Here is a 13,522-nt window from a genome sequence, read left to right as displayed (position 1 = left end):
CGCATCTCCATCATGAGCGACCGCATCCGCCACCCCGGCCTGCGCGACCGGCGCATGAGCGCCGAGCAGGCCGCCGCCCTGATCCGCCCCGGCATGACCGTCGCCATGAGCGGCTTCACCGGCGCCGGCTATCCCAAGGCCGTCCCGCAGGCGTTGGCGGCGCAGATCCAACAGGCGCACAACGCCGGCGAGGCCTTCCGCATCAAGGTGCTGACCGGGGCCTCGACCGCGCCCGAGCTCGACGGCGTCCTCGCCCGCGCACAGGGCATCGAGCTGCGCCTGCCGTACCAGTCCGACCCGACGCTGCGCGAGCGCATCAACGCCGGCGAGCTGGACTACATCGACCTGCATCTCAGCCACGTCGCCCAGTACACCTGGTTCGGTTTCTACGGCGCGGTCGACGTGGCCGTGATCGAGGTCACCGCGATCACCGAAGACGGACGCCTGGTGCCGTCGTCGTCGGTCGGCAACAACAAGACCTGGCTCGACCAGGCCGACAAGGTGATCCTCGAGGTCAACCGCTGGCAGCCGGCGGCGCTCGAAGGCATGCACGACGTCTACTACGGCACCGCGCTGCCGCCCGACCGCAAACCCATCCCGTTGCTGCATCCCGACGATCGCATCGGCGAACCGTACCTGCGCTGCGACCCGGACAAGATCATCGCCATCGTCGAGACCGACGCACCCGATCGCAATTCACCGTTCACGCCGCCCGATGCCGATTCCAAGCAGATCGCCGCGCACTTGCTGGACTTCTATGCCCACGAGGTCCGCCGCGGTCGGCTGACACCGAAGCTGCTGCCGCTGCAGTCCGGCGTCGGCAACATTGCCAACGCGGTGCTGACCGGCCTCGCCCAGGCCGGCTACCGCGACCTCACCGCGTTCACCGAAGTGATCCAGGACGGCATGCTCGAGCTGCTCAAGCAGGGCGTGGTGCGGATGGCGTCGGCGACGTCGTTCTCGCTGAGCCCGGCGGGGATCGACGAGTTCCTCGCCCATGTCGACGAGTACCGCCAGCGGATCGTGCTGCGCACGCAGGAAATCTCCAACCATCCCGAGCTGGTGCGGCGCCTGGGCTGCATCGCCATGAACGGCATGATCGAGGCCGACCTCTACGGCAACGTCAATTCCACACATGTTGCAGGCACGCGGATCATGAACGGCATCGGCGGCAGCGGCGACTTCGCGCGCAATGCCTATCTGTCGGTGTTCATGTCGCCGAGCACGGCCAAGGGCGGGCGCATCTCGTCCATCGTGCCGATGGCCAGCCACGTCGACCACACCGAACACGACGTGATGGTGGTGGTCACCGAACAGGGTCTGGCCGACCTGCGCGGCCTGGCGCCCAAGCAGCGCGCGCAGCGCGTCATCGATTCGTGCGCGCACCCGACCTATCGGCCGATGCTGCAGGACTACTTCGACCGCGCGCGTCGCGAGAGCTATGGCAAGCACACGCCGCACCTGCTGAACGAGGCGCTGTCGTGGCATCAGCGCTTCATCGACACGGGCGACATGCGGGTGGCGTAGCCGGACATGCGCCATGGCATGCGCGCGAACTACTTCTGCGGATTCGCCGCCCGCAGATACGCCGCCAGCCCACGCTCGCGACTCTCGACGAACGTCTCCCCGGTGGGCGAGTAGTTAACGATCCGGTCCGGCCGGAAGTTGCGGAAGTCCGCACGCAGGCGGCACCACGCCCCAAGCGTCCAGCTGCCGCCCCAGAATGCCAGGCACAGCGGTTCGATCTCGCGCTCGCTGGCACGCGCGTCGTTGTCGCGGTAGCGCATGCGCAGCACCTGTGCGCTGGTCACGGCCGCATGCAGGTCGTCGATCAACCCGCTGTTCTCCAGCCGATCGACTTCGGGCGCGAATATGCGCGTACGTTCACTTCGCTCGCGCAACTCCGGTGGCAACACGGCCTCGATCTTCAGCAGCGCCGCGGCCGCTTCGCGTCCCAGTCGCACGCCACCGAAGGCGCGGACGAAACGCGTACCGACCACCAGGGCTTCGAGTTCGTCGGCGGTGAACATCAGCGGCGGGATGTCCGAACCCTTGCGCAACATGTAGCCGACGCCTGCCTCGCCTTCGATCGGCACGCCGGAACGCTGCAGGTCGGCAACGTCGCGGTAGACCGTGCGCAACGACACGGCCAGGGTCTCGGCCAGTCGTTGTGCAGTGATGGCGGAACGGCGTCCACGCAGGGCATGGATCAGCAGGAAGAGGCGGTCGGCGCGGCGCATGCGGCATGATCGCCCGCCCGCGCCTCCGGCTCAATGAGCGTTAGCGATAACAACGGCCCGATCGTTGTCGTGCGTCTCATATGCGCAGCTCCGAGCGCCGGGTTGGCGCCAGCCGCAGTCGCTGCGGCGGTTGCCTGAGGCCATCGAGCAGGGCCTGCGCGACCGCAGTGTTCCATAGTCCATCGGCAAGCAACGCCGACTCGTAGCGATGATGGGCATCGACATCGGTGAAGCGCGCGAACCACACCAGCACCGGCTCGCCCTCGCGCACCGGCAGGCGCGGGAAAGTATTGGGCGCGGACTCGGTGACATAGACGCCGATCAGTTCGGCGCCGGCTGCGCGCAACCGCGGCGCCAGGTGCTGTTCGAAGCGGGCGACGAAGCTGCTGTCGGCGGGGTCATCGAGGTAACAGATGCCGGCTTCGAGCAAACCCTTTTCGACGTCAGTCGCACCGCCCTGCGCCGGACGCGGCCCGCTGCTGGCAAGCGCCGAATCAGGTCGCGCCGGACGCAGCAACAGCACGTCGTCACTGTTGACCATGGTGTCGTTGGCATCGTCGCGATAACGGGCCCACGTCGGCCCGCCGTAGAAGCCGCCCAGCGCCTCTGCGCGAATGGACATGTCGGGGAAGCCACGCATCCAGACGAAACGGTTGTCGTCGTCGAGGTCGCGGAACTGGCCGATCACATGCATGCCCACGGCTTCTTGGGGCTCGATGAACTCGCGCTCGAACAGCTCGACCAGATCGTCGCGACGCCCGGGCCGCAGCGCGTACTGACGCAGCTCGATCACGCCATCGTCGTGCAGCAGATGGCCTTCGCCGTCGGTGCGGCGGAACCACATGTGCCAGTTGGTTTCCCAGGTTTCACCCTGGTCCTGCGAGAACGCCTGCTGCCAGTGCGCGGTGTTGGCGCTGACCTGGTTCCAGAGGAAACGCACCTGTACCGGCCGGCCGTCATGCTCGCCATGGCCGCGGAACGTGCCGGTGCCGTCGTCGAAGTGCCCGACCATCGGCGGTTCCAGGCGGCCGTCGTGATTGCCGGCCCAGTAGATGCTCCATTGCCTCGATTCCGGGCTGAACAGCCGCAGGGTCATGCCGATGAAGCGCTCGTCGCTGCCGGGGCGGTGCCAGTCGCTGACGAAATCTTCGACGTTGCCGATCCCGCCGAGCATGGGCTGGCACCACTGGCTGGCGTGGAAGATCTCCCAGTCCGTGGAACCGGCCAGGCGCTGTTTCAGGCGCTCGTTGCGGATCTGCCACTGGCCATGGAGGAAGTCGAAATCGTGGCGTCCATCGGCGACGGGTCCGGCGTTCATCGCGGGGGCTCCAGGCGTCGAGGCCCGTTCGGGGCGGGCGACCGCCCGCAAAGGCAGCAGCACCAGCGCCTGCGCGCTGGCGGCCAGCTGCAGCAGCAGGCGGCGATAGCGGTCGACGGTGCCGGCGACGGGCCGGTTCGAGCGGATGGCTGGCCTGATGACCGGGCAGACCGTCGGTTGGATGTTGCCGGCCGTCCTGCTGGCCGCATTGTCGATGCCCATTGCGGCGCTCCCGCCGGCGTGCCAATCGCACGGATACAGATTGCGGCGGTGCTGCTGCCAGCCTCCTGTCAGCAGCCGCGCGTCGTTTGCGTGGTGGGCAGTGGTGCCCAGGTCAGCCGCATCGGCGACAATGGCGCCCCCGTTGCCGCTGCCCGCCGTGCCCATGTCGAACTCAACGCCGCAATCCATCTCCCTGACCCGCCACCTGATCGAGGAGCAGCGCGCCGGGCGCATCAATGCCGATGCCCGCCTGCTGATCGAAGTGGTCGCCCGCGCCTGCAAGACGATCTCGATCGCAGTCGGCAAGGGTGCGCTCGGTGGCGTCCTCGGCGACGCGGGTGCGGCCGGCGAGGCCAGCATCAACATCCAGGGCGAGGCGCAGAAGAAGCTCGACGTGCTGTCCAACGAGATCCTGCTCGAAGCCAACGCCTGGGGCGGACACCTCGCTGGCCTGGCCTCGGAGGAGATGGACACCTCGCAGCCGATTCCCGACGTCTATCCGCGTGGCAACTACCTGCTGCTGTTCGATCCCCTCGACGGCAGCTCCAACATCGACGTCAATATTTCCGTCGGCACGATCTTCTCGGTGCTGCGCTGCCCCGAGGGCGTCACCCACGCGCAGGACGAGCACTTCCTGCAGCCCGGCACGGCCCAGGTCGCAGCCGGTTACTGCACCTACGGCCCGAGCACGATGCTGGTGCTGACGATCGGCAACGGCACGCATGCCTTCACCCTCGACCGCGAAGTGGGCAGCTTCGTGCTGACCACGCGTGGCATGCGCATCCCGGAGGAGACCAGGGAGTTCGCGGTCAACATGTCGAACCAGCGCTTCTGGGAAGCGCCGATGCAGCACTACGTCGGCGATCTGCTCAGCGGCAAGGAAGGCCCGCGCGGCAAGGACTTCAACATGCGCTGGGTCGCATCGATGGTCGCCGACGTGCACCGCATCCTCACCCGCGGCGGCATCTTCAGCTACCCGCTCGACAGCAAGTGCGCGGCAAAGGGCGGCAAGCTGCGCCTGATGTACGAGGCCAACCCGATGAGCATGCTGGTCGAGCAGGCTGGCGGCGCCGCCAGCACCGGCCGCCAGCGCATGCTCGAAGTGCAGCCGACCGGCCTGCACCAGCGCGTGCCGGTGTTCCTCGGCTCGAAGAGCGAAGTCGAGGCTGCGGTGCGTTACCACCGCGAGCACGACGAGAACAACGCGGCACACTGAATGCGCGTGCGGCGCGATCGCACGCCGCACTCACGAAGTTGAACCACGCTGGCGCGATTCGTGCCGGCGCCATGCGTGGTTCTGCGTCTTCTTTTTGACCGTTCATCGTCATCCCTGCCGTAAATAACACTGCGTATCTATGTGTGGTGGCAGGATTTGCCAGCCACGGCAGTGCCTGTTAATGCATTTCGAACAGGCCCTACGGGTTACAGGCAGCGCGGCCGGACCCGGCGCGTACGAAATGCGCCAGCAGTGCCTGTCCGGACACGCATACGGAACCGGAGACGGAGACGCAGATGGCGATCGAAGGAACGCAGGAATCCCTGTCGGGCGATCCCGGTGCCCGTGAGTTGATCTATGTCACGCGCGGCGGCGCCGGCCGCGTGCTGGCCCTGGGCGGCCTCCAGCAGATGGGCTGGAACCTGCGCCGCGCGCCCGATGCGCGCAGCGTGCTGCGCATCCTGCAACGGGATCCGCGGCAACCGCATGCGGCGCTGATCGACCTGCGCGAGGGCTTCACGCAACAGGACCTGGCCGAGTTCGGCGGCGCGCTGTCGGCTGCCAACGTCGGCTGGGTCGCCGGCATCGATGCGCGCCAGCTTGACGAAGAGCCGGTGCGCAAGCTGATCCGCGACTACTGCTACGACTACCTCACGCTGCCGTGCCCGGAAGCGGTGATGAACACGGTGATCGGCCACGCCCACGGCATGGCTGGCCTGGCGTGCGAAGGCGGCGACGTCACCAGCGAAGCCGGCTTCGACGGCATGATCGGCGAGAGCGGGGCGATGCGAACGCTCTGCCGCACGCTGCGCAAGGCCGCCCTGACCGAGGCGCCGGTGTTCATCGCAGGCGAGACCGGCACCGGCAAGGAACTGGCGGCGATGGCGGTGCACCGGCATTCGCGCCGGCATGCGCATCCGTTCGTGGCGATCAACTGCGGTGCGATCCCGCATAGCCTGATCCAGTCGGAGCTGTTCGGTTACGAGCGCGGTGCCTTCACCGGCGCGCAGCAGCGCAAGCTCGGCCGCATCGAGATGGCCAACGGCGGCACGCTGTTCCTCGACGAGATCGGCGACCTCCCGCTGGAAAGCCAGGCCTCACTGCTGCGGTTCCTGCAGCAGGGCAGCATCGAGCGCCTGGGTGGCCACGAGCAGATCCCGATCGACGTGCGCATCATCTCCGCCACCCACCATGACCTCGATGTCGCCGTTGCCGACGGCCGCTTCCGCGCCGACCTCTATCACCGCCTGTGCGTGCTGCGGCTGCAACAGCCGCCGCTGCGCGAGCGCGGCAGCGACATCGACCGCATCGCCGAGTACGCGCTGCAGCGCTATTCGCAGGAAGGCCATCGCACGCTCAAGGGCTTCGCCCCGTGTGCGCGCCAGGCCCTGCACAGCCACGGCTGGCCGGGCAACGTGCGCGAGCTGATCAACCGCGTCCGCCAGGCGGTGGTGATGGCCGAGGGCCGGCTGATCACGGCGGCCGACCTGCACATCGAGAACGCACTGGCGACACCGCCACCTACGCTCGACGAAGTCCGCGATGCCGCCACACGAAGTGCGATCGAGCATTCGCTGCACCGCAACCGCGGTCGGCTGGTCGATGTCGCGCGCGAGCTGGGCGTGTCGCGGGTGACGCTGTACCGGCTGATGCAGCGCCACGGCCTGCGCGCCTCCGACCCAGAGTCGCCGAACACCATCAGCATCGCCTGAGGGCACGGTTTAGACGGCGGACCGGCGGCGTGCGAGGATGGCCGCTGCCGCCGGATTCCCTGCCTCCTGCATGTCCAGCCAACCCGCAGCCCCCGTTGCCGGCGATCGCCTCGCCCAGGACAACGACTTCATCGAGGTCTATCCGGATGTGCTGACGCCCGACCAGTGCGCGAGCCTGGTGGAGCGCTTCAGCGCCAGCGGCGACACGGTTCCCGGACGCGTCGGCGGTGGCGTGATGCCCGACCTCAAGGACAGCCGCGACCTCACGATCAGCGGGCGCGAAGGCTGGCGCGATGTCGAGACGACGTTGAACCTGGCGGTGTTCCGCGGCGTGATCGCCTACCTGCGCCGCTACCCGCACACGCTGATCGCGCCGCTGATGCTGGAAACCCCCGGCACCGACGGCAAGAGCCATCGCCTGACTCCCGAGCGGATGGCGGCGATGGACGATGAAGACCTGGCCCCGGTCATCCGGACCGTGCTGCGGCCGGGCTCGATCAACCTGCAGCGCTATAGCGCCAACCGCGGCGGTTATCCCTATTGGCACTGCGAGCTGTACCCGCGCGATCCGCGCGCGGAAACGCTGCATCGGCACCTGCTGTGGACCGTCTACCTCAACGATGGCTTCGAGGAAGGCGAGACCGAGTTCCTCTACCAGCAGCGCAAGATCGTGCCGCGCACGGGCAGTCTGCTGATCGCACCGGCAGCGTTCACACACACCCATCGCGGCAACCGGCCCAAGGGTGGGGACAAGTTCATCGCGACCAGCTGGGTGCTGTTCCAGCGCGCCGAGCAGTTGTTCGGCGCAGGATGAGTCGGGCGGCCTGGGCCGCTACGCCGTGCGCGGGTGGTTCAGTACGAGCCAGTACAGGCCAACCTGCTTGACCGCCCAGACGAACTGCTCGAAGTCGACCGGCTTCTGGATGTAGCTGTTGACGCCCAGCGCGTAGCTGGCTTCGACGTCGAAGGGTTCGGCACTGGTCGTCAGCACCACCACCGGCAGCGTGCGCGTGGCTTCGTTGGCGCGTACGGCCTGCAGCACTTCGCGACCGTCGACCTTGGGCAGGTTGAGGTCGAGCAGCATGATCGAGGGCAGGTCCTCGGGGTCGCGATCGCTGTATTTGCCGCGGGCAAACAGATAGTCGAGGGCCTCGGCGCCGTCACCGACCACCATCAGGCGGTTGGCGATCTTGGCCTCGTCGAAGGCGAGCCGGGTCAGCTCGACGTCGTCGGGATTGTCCTCGACCAGCAGAATTTCCTTGTGCATCAAATACCGTCCTCTGTCGCGGTAACTGGCAACTCGAGGGTAAAGATCGCACCGGCTTCAGGCTGGGATTCGGCCCGCACGCAGCCGCGATGCCGCTCTGCAATGCGTCGGGCGATCGCCAGCCCCAGACCGTGACCACCCCCCTGGTCCGGTCCGTGCAGCCGCTGGAATGGCTCGAACAGCTTATGAGCATACCGCATGTCGAAACCGATGCCCTGGTCGCGGATCTGCACCTGCAGCGTGTCGCCATCGCGGTGGCCGCTGACTTCGATGCGGATCGGCTCGCGTTCACGCGAGAACTTCCATGCGTTGTCCATCAACTGCACCAGCAACAATTTGAGCAGGCGTTCATCCCCCTCGACCTGCAGGTCCGGCTGCACGCGGATCTCGGCGCGGCGCTGCGGATCGGCATCCTGCAGCTCGGCGCCGACCCAGTCGGCCAGCAGGCTCAGGTCGACGGTGCTTGCCTTGAGTTCGGCGCGGGTGACGTAGGACAGGTCGTTGAGTGAGCTGAGCAGGCCGCTCATCCGCGCCGCGGCGGCGCGGATGCGCGCCAGGTAATCGCGGTCGGTGTCGTCGAGGCGATCGTTGGCGCGGTCGGCCAGCAGCGCCGAGAAACTCTCGATCGAGCGCAGCGGCGCGCGCAGGTCGTGCGAGACCGCATCGGCAAAAAGCTGCAGCTGGCGATTGGAGACGTCGCGCGCGGCGTGTTCGGCTTCTGCGCGCGATTCCAGCGCCAGCTCGGCGGCGCGCTGCGCGCTGATGTCCCGCAGCTGCACCAGCAGGTAGAGGGGTGCACCAAAGTCGTCGCGCATCACGGCAATGTTGATGTGGGCCCACAGGGTCTCGCCGCTGCGATGCAGATAGCGCTTCTGCGCGTCGAGCGTGGGAATGCTGCCATCGATCAGGCCGCGCAGGTAGGCCTGCGTGAGCGAGATGTCGTCGGGATGGGTGAAGGCGACCGTTGGACGGCCGACCACCTCGGCAGCGCTGTAGCCGAACATGCGTTCAAATGCCGGATTGACCTCGATCCAGTGTCCATTCAGATCGACGATGGCCATGCCGACCCCGGACGCGGCCATCGCAAGCCGGAAGCGGTCGACTCCGGTTTCTTGGCCGGTGATGTTGCTCATCGGGATGGGTGACTCTGAACCTGCCGCAATGGCGGAGTGTATCCAACCCGATTGTGACGGGGTGGTGCACGGGTTGGGAACCATGGCCATGCGGGCCGATCCAGCACAATGGCCGGCATGGACCTGCAACAAGCCCACCAAGCGCTGTTCCTGCTGATCCTGGCCGGCTCGCTGTATCTGTTCATCAGCGAGCGGCTGCGCGTGGACGTGACCGCGATGCTCACCCTGCTGGCACTGGTGCTGGCCGGCGTCCTGGATGCGCGGCAGGCCCTGTCGGGCTTCGCCAGCGAACCGGCGATCATCGTTGCAGCGGTGTTCGTGATCTCCGGCGGGCTCGCGGCGACCGGCATCACCGAGCGCATCGGCCAGGGCATCGGCCGCGCCGCCGGCCACAGCGAGAGCCGCTCTATCGCGGTGGTGATGCCGGCCGTGGCGGCGCTGTCGTCATTCACCCATCACGTGATGGTGACGGCGATGATGTTGCCGATCCTGACGCGGTTCGCGCGCCAGCGCGGCATGTCGGCATCGCGCCTGCTGATGCCGATGTCGTTCGCCGCTTCGCTTGGCACCACGCTGACCCTGGTCAGCGCACCGGCCTTCCTGCTCGCCGACAACCTGATCGAGCGCACCGGTGCGCAGGGCCTTGGCATCTTCTCGATCACGCCGATTGGCCTGGCACTGGTGGCCATTGGCGTGGTCTACATGCTGCTCGCCCGCTGGCTGCTGCCGCGACGCTTCGGTGCACTGAGCGACGACGGTTACCTGCGCCTGGACCGCTACAGGACCGAGCTGGTCGTGGTCGAGGGCTCGCGCTGGAACACGCGGCCGCTGGCGGAATTGCAGAAGGCACAGGGTGAGGGCTTCCGGCTGGTCGGCTGGCTGCGCGACGGCCAGCTGCGCGACGACCTGGCAGCACAGTCGAGCGTGCTCGTCGGCGATATCCTCCTGGTCGAGGCGTCGGCCGATGCGCTGGCGTCGCTGCATGACGATCCTGGCCTGGACCTGCAGCCGATCGCCCGCTATCGGGCGCAGGCAAGCGGCGAGGGCGACGCGCAACTGGTCCAGGCGGTGGTCGCGCCCGCTTCGGAGTTCATCGGCCACAGCATCCGCGAACTCGACTTTGCCCGCCGCTTCCACGCCGTGATCGCTGGCCTGTGGCGGCGCGATGGCGACGCGCCACCGCGGCTGTCGGAAGCGCGCCTGCGCGAAGGCGACCTGCTGGTGCTGTGGGGCCGCCCTTCGCAGTTCGCCGAGCTTGCCGCGCACCATGGCTTCCTGATGCTCGTTCCATTCGCCGGCGAGGCACGCCGGCGCGTGCGTGCGCCGGTCGCATTGGCGATACTCGCCCTGACCGTGCTCGCGGCCGCGACCGAATGGCTGCCGGCACCGCTGGCGTTCCTGCTCGGCGCGGTGGCGATGGTGGCCACGCGCTGCGTCGATGTCGAGCAGGCGTACCGCGAGATCGACGTGCGCATCTTCGTGATGATCGCCGGCGTGATTCCGCTCGGTATCGCGATGGAGCAGACCGGTACGGCGCAGCTGCTCGCCTCGGGCCTGTTGCATCTGGTCGCGGGATGGCCGGCACTGGCGGTGCTGCTGGTGATGTTCACCGTCGCTGCGCTGTTGACGCAGATCCTGTCCGATGCGGCGACGACAGTGCTGCTCGGGCCGGTCGCGGTCGAACTTGCGCAATCGCTGGGACTGGCGCCGACCCCGTTCGTGGTCTGCACGGCACTCGGCGCGGTGGTCGCGTTCCTGACGCCGATCGGCCACCACGGCAACCTGCTGATCCTGGGTCCGGGCCAGTACCGGTTCTCGGACTTCCTGCGCATCGGCCTGCCGCTGACTGCGCTGATCGCGCTGGTCAGTGCCTGGATGTCACGTTGGCTGTGGCTGGGCGGGCCGCTGTTGCCGGGCGGATGAGGCCTGCGAATTGTTCTGGTGGTATGCCTGCAAGCGAGTCAGCTACCAGACGCCATTCTCGGCGGTGAGTGATGGGTAATGGTGCAGGGTCGCCGCGGCATCACGGTCGCGGCGATCGTTTGCATGTCTGTCACGCGGCGCAATACGGCTAGAACAGCTCACCCTGCGGTGAGGGCTTGCGCGGCGGCACGAATGCGGACGTGTCCAGCGGCGGCAATCGCCCGTAGCCCAGGCGCTTGTGTGCCTTGCGGAAGCGCTGCTCGATCAGCTGTGCGAACGGTCCCTGACCGTGCATGCGACTGCCGAATGCGCTGTCGTAGTCCTTGCCGCCGCGCATCTGCTGGACCAGGCTCATCACGTGCGCGGCACGCTCCGGGTAATGCAGGTGGAGCCATTCCCGCCAGACCTGCTTGAGTTCGTGCGGCAGACGCAACAGCACGTGGCCGGCCGAGCCGGCGCCGTGCTCACGCGCGGCTTCGAGGATGTGCTCGATCTCCTGGTCGTTGATCATCGGGATCACCGGCGCCACCATCACCCCGACCGGCACGCCGGCGTCGGCCAGCGCACGCATCGCCTTCAACCGCGAATGCGGCGCGGAGGCGCGCGGTTCCATGCGGGCGGAGAGGTGGTTATCGAGTGTGGTCACCGAGAAGTACACGGTTGCCAGTCCACGCCTGGCCATCGGCGCGATCAGGTCGAGGTCGCGCGTGACGGCGGCGTTCTTGGTGATCAGGCTGAACGGGTGCGAGCAGGCGGACAGTACCTGGAGCAGCGATCGGGTGACACCGTAGCGGCGCTCGATCGGCTGGTAGGAGTCGGTGTTGATGCCCAGCGCGATGGGCACGCAGCGGTAGCCGGGGCGCGCGAGTTCCGCCAGCAGGCGCTCTGCCGCGTTGGTCTTGGCGAACAGGCGCGTTTCGAAGTCCAGGCCCGGCGACAGGTCGAGGTAGGCGTGCGAGGGCCGGGCGAAGCAGTACACGCAGCCGTGCTCGCAGCCGCGGTACGGATTGACCGACTGGCCAAAGGCGATGTCCGGCGAGTCGTTGCGGCTGATGATGCTTCGCGCGCGCTCTTCGGTGACCTGCGTCTGCGGGCGGGCGGGTTCGGCCAGGTCTTCGTAGACCGATCCCCAGCCGTCATCCTCGCCACGCGCGATGGTGACCGCGTAACGGCCATCGACTTGAGAAGCCGCGCCGCGACCCTTGATCGGCTGCTGGGCTTTGCGGGCGTCGTCCATCCGGCCGATCGTACGCCGGCGGCGTCGCAGTGGCTGAGACTGCCCATGCGGGGGCGCGTTCGCGGCGCCCCCCGGTGGTCGTGCCGGTCGGCGGGGCTCAGAACACCCACTTCGCGCCGGCGCTGGCAGCCCAGCCTTCGCGGCTGGCGTCGCCGATTTCCTGCTGCAGGGAGAAGTCGCCGTAAAGCGACACGCGGTTGCGCATCGTCGCGGTCAGGCCGTAACCAAACTCGGCCGTGTTGCCGTATGCGCCGGTGGCGACTCGCTCGCCGGACAGGAACGCCCGCTGATCAGGGCCTTCGCTGTCGATGTAGTTGAACTTCACATACTGGGTCAGGCTCGAGCCGTTGCTGCCCACCGACGGCGAGAACAGCGCACGCGCGCCGACGCGCCAGACGAACAGCTCCGGCGTCCCGAGGTCGACGACGACACCGCTGTTGTCGGCGACGCGATCGGTATCGAGCTTCTGCCACGACACCTGCGCCTGCGGTTCCACGATCAGCCCTTCGCCGAGTACCCACTGGTAACCGGTCTCGACGGAAGCGAAGACGTCGTTTGAATCCAGGCGCACGGCACGGCCGCCAGTGGCGGCGCGCACGTCGCCGCGGTATTGGCTGGCACCGACCAGGCCATCGACATACCAGCCCGAGTCCTGCTGCCACGTCACCGTGGCGACCACGCTGCTGGCGTCGACTGTCTCGTGTCCGGCGGCGAGCGGCAGGCGGCGTCCGCCGCTGCCGAGACCGGGTTCGATGTACGACTTGCCGGCGCTGAGCGCCGCGCCCAGGCGCAGGCTGCCGGTCTCGCCCTGGAGCTTGAGCCAGTTGCCGCCGAGCTGCAGACCATAGACGTCCTGCTCGTAGTCATAGCCGAGCTGCGATGCGGACAGGTCGCTGTAGTACTCGCTCTGGCCGCCGAAGCCGCGGGTGAAGAATTCGCCGTTGCCTTCGCCCGGGCGATGACCCGCGCCGGTCTCGCCCAGGCGCTGGTGCAGGGAGCTGATGGTCTGCTGGCCGAAGGCGAACAGGCCGTTGTTGTGCACCAGGTACGATGACGCCTGCGGCGCCAGTGCTGGTGCCTGTTGCGCCTGTGCATTGGCGGCCAGGCTGAGACCCAGCACCAGCTGGATGCCTGCGATCAGGAGTTTGCTGTTCATCGGTGAGTACGGTCCTTGTCGTTTCAGTGCGCCGGCAATGGGATTGCCATTGGCCCGCAAGGCTAGATAGCGGTGCACGCCGTATCCATACGATTCGC

The 13,522-nt window shown here is 67.6% G+C and carries 11 protein-coding genes; 5 read left to right on the top strand and 6 right to left on the bottom strand.

The genetic code is table 11. The annotated features are described in order from the left end of the window. Positions 1 to 12 precede the first annotated feature (12 nt). A complete protein-coding gene (locus MNR01_RS10880) occupies positions 13 to 1,527 on the top strand; it encodes an acetyl-CoA hydrolase/transferase family protein (protein WP_241917827.1) in 1,515 nt (504 codons plus the stop codon). A gap of 29 nt (positions 1,528 to 1,556) precedes the next feature. Here the strand turns inward: MNR01_RS10880 and MNR01_RS10875 are convergent, their stop codons facing one another. Further along, a complete protein-coding gene (locus MNR01_RS10875; protein ID WP_241917826.1) occupies positions 1,557 to 2,240 on the bottom strand; it encodes a YafY family protein in 684 nt (227 codons plus the stop codon). A gap of 76 nt (positions 2,241 to 2,316) precedes the next feature. Then, complete coding sequence (locus MNR01_RS10870; protein WP_241917825.1) at positions 2,317 to 3,780, bottom strand: NIPSNAP family protein; 1,464 nt, start codon at positions 3,778 to 3,780, stop codon at positions 2,317 to 2,319. A gap of 163 nt (positions 3,781 to 3,943) precedes the next feature. On the opposite strand from MNR01_RS10870, the gene MNR01_RS10865 reads away from it, so the two are divergent. The 3 genes from MNR01_RS10865 (at position 3,944) to MNR01_RS10855 (ending at position 7,522) form a co-directional block, all read left to right on the top strand. After that, on the top strand, positions 3,944 to 4,996 hold the full coding sequence (locus MNR01_RS10865; RefSeq protein WP_241917824.1) for a class 1 fructose-bisphosphatase: 1,053 nt from the start codon (positions 3,944 to 3,946) through the stop codon (positions 4,994 to 4,996). A 296-nt stretch (positions 4,997 to 5,292) separates the two neighbouring features. Continuing rightward, the gene (locus tag MNR01_RS10860) at positions 5,293 to 6,708 is read left to right on the top strand and encodes a sigma-54 dependent transcriptional regulator (RefSeq protein WP_241917823.1); all 1,416 of its coding nucleotides are present in this window, start codon (positions 5,293 to 5,295) and stop codon (positions 6,706 to 6,708) included. Positions 6,709 to 6,778: 70 nt separating this feature from the next. Further along, positions 6,779 to 7,522: a 2OG-Fe(II) oxygenase gene (locus MNR01_RS10855; RefSeq protein WP_241917822.1), complete on the top strand. Its 744-nt coding sequence runs from the start codon at positions 6,779 to 6,781 to the stop codon at positions 7,520 to 7,522. Between the two features lie 18 nt (positions 7,523 to 7,540). On the opposite strand, the gene MNR01_RS10850 is transcribed toward MNR01_RS10855, so the two are convergent. Together MNR01_RS10850 and MNR01_RS10845 are read right to left on the bottom strand one after the other, a co-directional pair. Further along, entirely contained in the window at positions 7,541 to 7,975 is a 435-nt protein-coding gene (locus tag MNR01_RS10850; protein WP_158731994.1) for a response regulator, read from the bottom strand. Continuing rightward, on the bottom strand, positions 7,975 to 9,108 hold the full coding sequence (locus tag MNR01_RS10845; protein ID WP_241917821.1) for a PAS domain S-box protein: 1,134 nt from the start codon (positions 9,106 to 9,108) through the stop codon (positions 7,975 to 7,977). The genes MNR01_RS10850 and MNR01_RS10845 overlap by 1 nt, the downstream gene beginning before the upstream one ends. 117 nt (positions 9,109 to 9,225) lie before the next feature. Here MNR01_RS10845 and MNR01_RS10840 point away from each other — a divergent pair, with 117 nt between their 5' ends. Then, positions 9,226 to 11,031 (top strand): SLC13 family permease, encoded by a 1,806-nt coding sequence (locus tag MNR01_RS10840; RefSeq protein WP_241917820.1) that lies wholly within the window; start codon positions 9,226 to 9,228, stop codon positions 11,029 to 11,031. Between the two features lie 148 nt (positions 11,032 to 11,179). On the opposite strand, the gene MNR01_RS10835 is transcribed toward MNR01_RS10840, so the two are convergent. Both MNR01_RS10835 and MNR01_RS10830 read right to left on the bottom strand, forming a co-directional pair. Further along, positions 11,180 to 12,268 carry a PA0069 family radical SAM protein gene (locus MNR01_RS10835; protein ID WP_241917819.1) on the bottom strand — a complete coding sequence of 363 codons (1,089 nt, stop codon included), beginning with the start codon at positions 12,266 to 12,268 and terminating at the stop codon, positions 11,180 to 11,182. Between the two features lie 97 nt (positions 12,269 to 12,365). After that, positions 12,366 to 13,424 carry an autotransporter outer membrane beta-barrel domain-containing protein gene (locus tag MNR01_RS10830; RefSeq protein WP_241917818.1) on the bottom strand — a complete coding sequence of 353 codons (1,059 nt, stop codon included), beginning with the start codon at positions 13,422 to 13,424 and terminating at the stop codon, positions 12,366 to 12,368. Between the last annotated feature and the right edge of the window lie 98 nt (positions 13,425 to 13,522).

Source organism: Lysobacter sp. S4-A87 (assembly GCF_022637455.1).
Classification (GTDB): Bacteria; Pseudomonadota; Gammaproteobacteria; order Xanthomonadales; family Xanthomonadaceae; genus Lysobacter_J.
Note: the sequence above shows the minus strand (reverse complement) of the source record. Positions and strands in the feature narration are given on the sequence as shown.

Coding starts and splice junctions, on each gene's coding strand:
- MNR01_RS10880 (WP_241917827.1), top strand. CDS start 13: ATGAGCGACCGCATCCGCCACCCCGGCCTGCGCGACCGGCGCATGAGC.
- MNR01_RS10875 (WP_241917826.1), bottom strand. CDS start 2,240: ATGCGCCGCGCCGACCGCCTCTTCCTGCTGATCCATGCCCTGCGTGGA.
- MNR01_RS10870 (WP_241917825.1), bottom strand. CDS start 3,780: ATGGGCATCGACAATGCGGCCAGCAGGACGGCCGGCAACATCCAACCG.
- MNR01_RS10865 (WP_241917824.1), top strand. CDS start 3,944: ATGTCGAACTCAACGCCGCAATCCATCTCCCTGACCCGCCACCTGATC.
- MNR01_RS10860 (WP_241917823.1), top strand. CDS start 5,293: ATGGCGATCGAAGGAACGCAGGAATCCCTGTCGGGCGATCCCGGTGCC.
- MNR01_RS10855 (WP_241917822.1), top strand. CDS start 6,779: ATGTCCAGCCAACCCGCAGCCCCCGTTGCCGGCGATCGCCTCGCCCAG.
- MNR01_RS10850 (WP_158731994.1), bottom strand. CDS start 7,975: ATGCACAAGGAAATTCTGCTGGTCGAGGACAATCCCGACGACGTCGAG.
- MNR01_RS10845 (WP_241917821.1), bottom strand. CDS start 9,108: ATGAGCAACATCACCGGCCAAGAAACCGGAGTCGACCGCTTCCGGCTT.
- MNR01_RS10840 (WP_241917820.1), top strand. CDS start 9,226: ATGGACCTGCAACAAGCCCACCAAGCGCTGTTCCTGCTGATCCTGGCC.
- MNR01_RS10835 (WP_241917819.1), bottom strand. CDS start 12,268: ATGGACGACGCCCGCAAAGCCCAGCAGCCGATCAAGGGTCGCGGCGCG.
- MNR01_RS10830 (WP_241917818.1), bottom strand. CDS start 13,424: ATGAACAGCAAACTCCTGATCGCAGGCATCCAGCTGGTGCTGGGTCTC.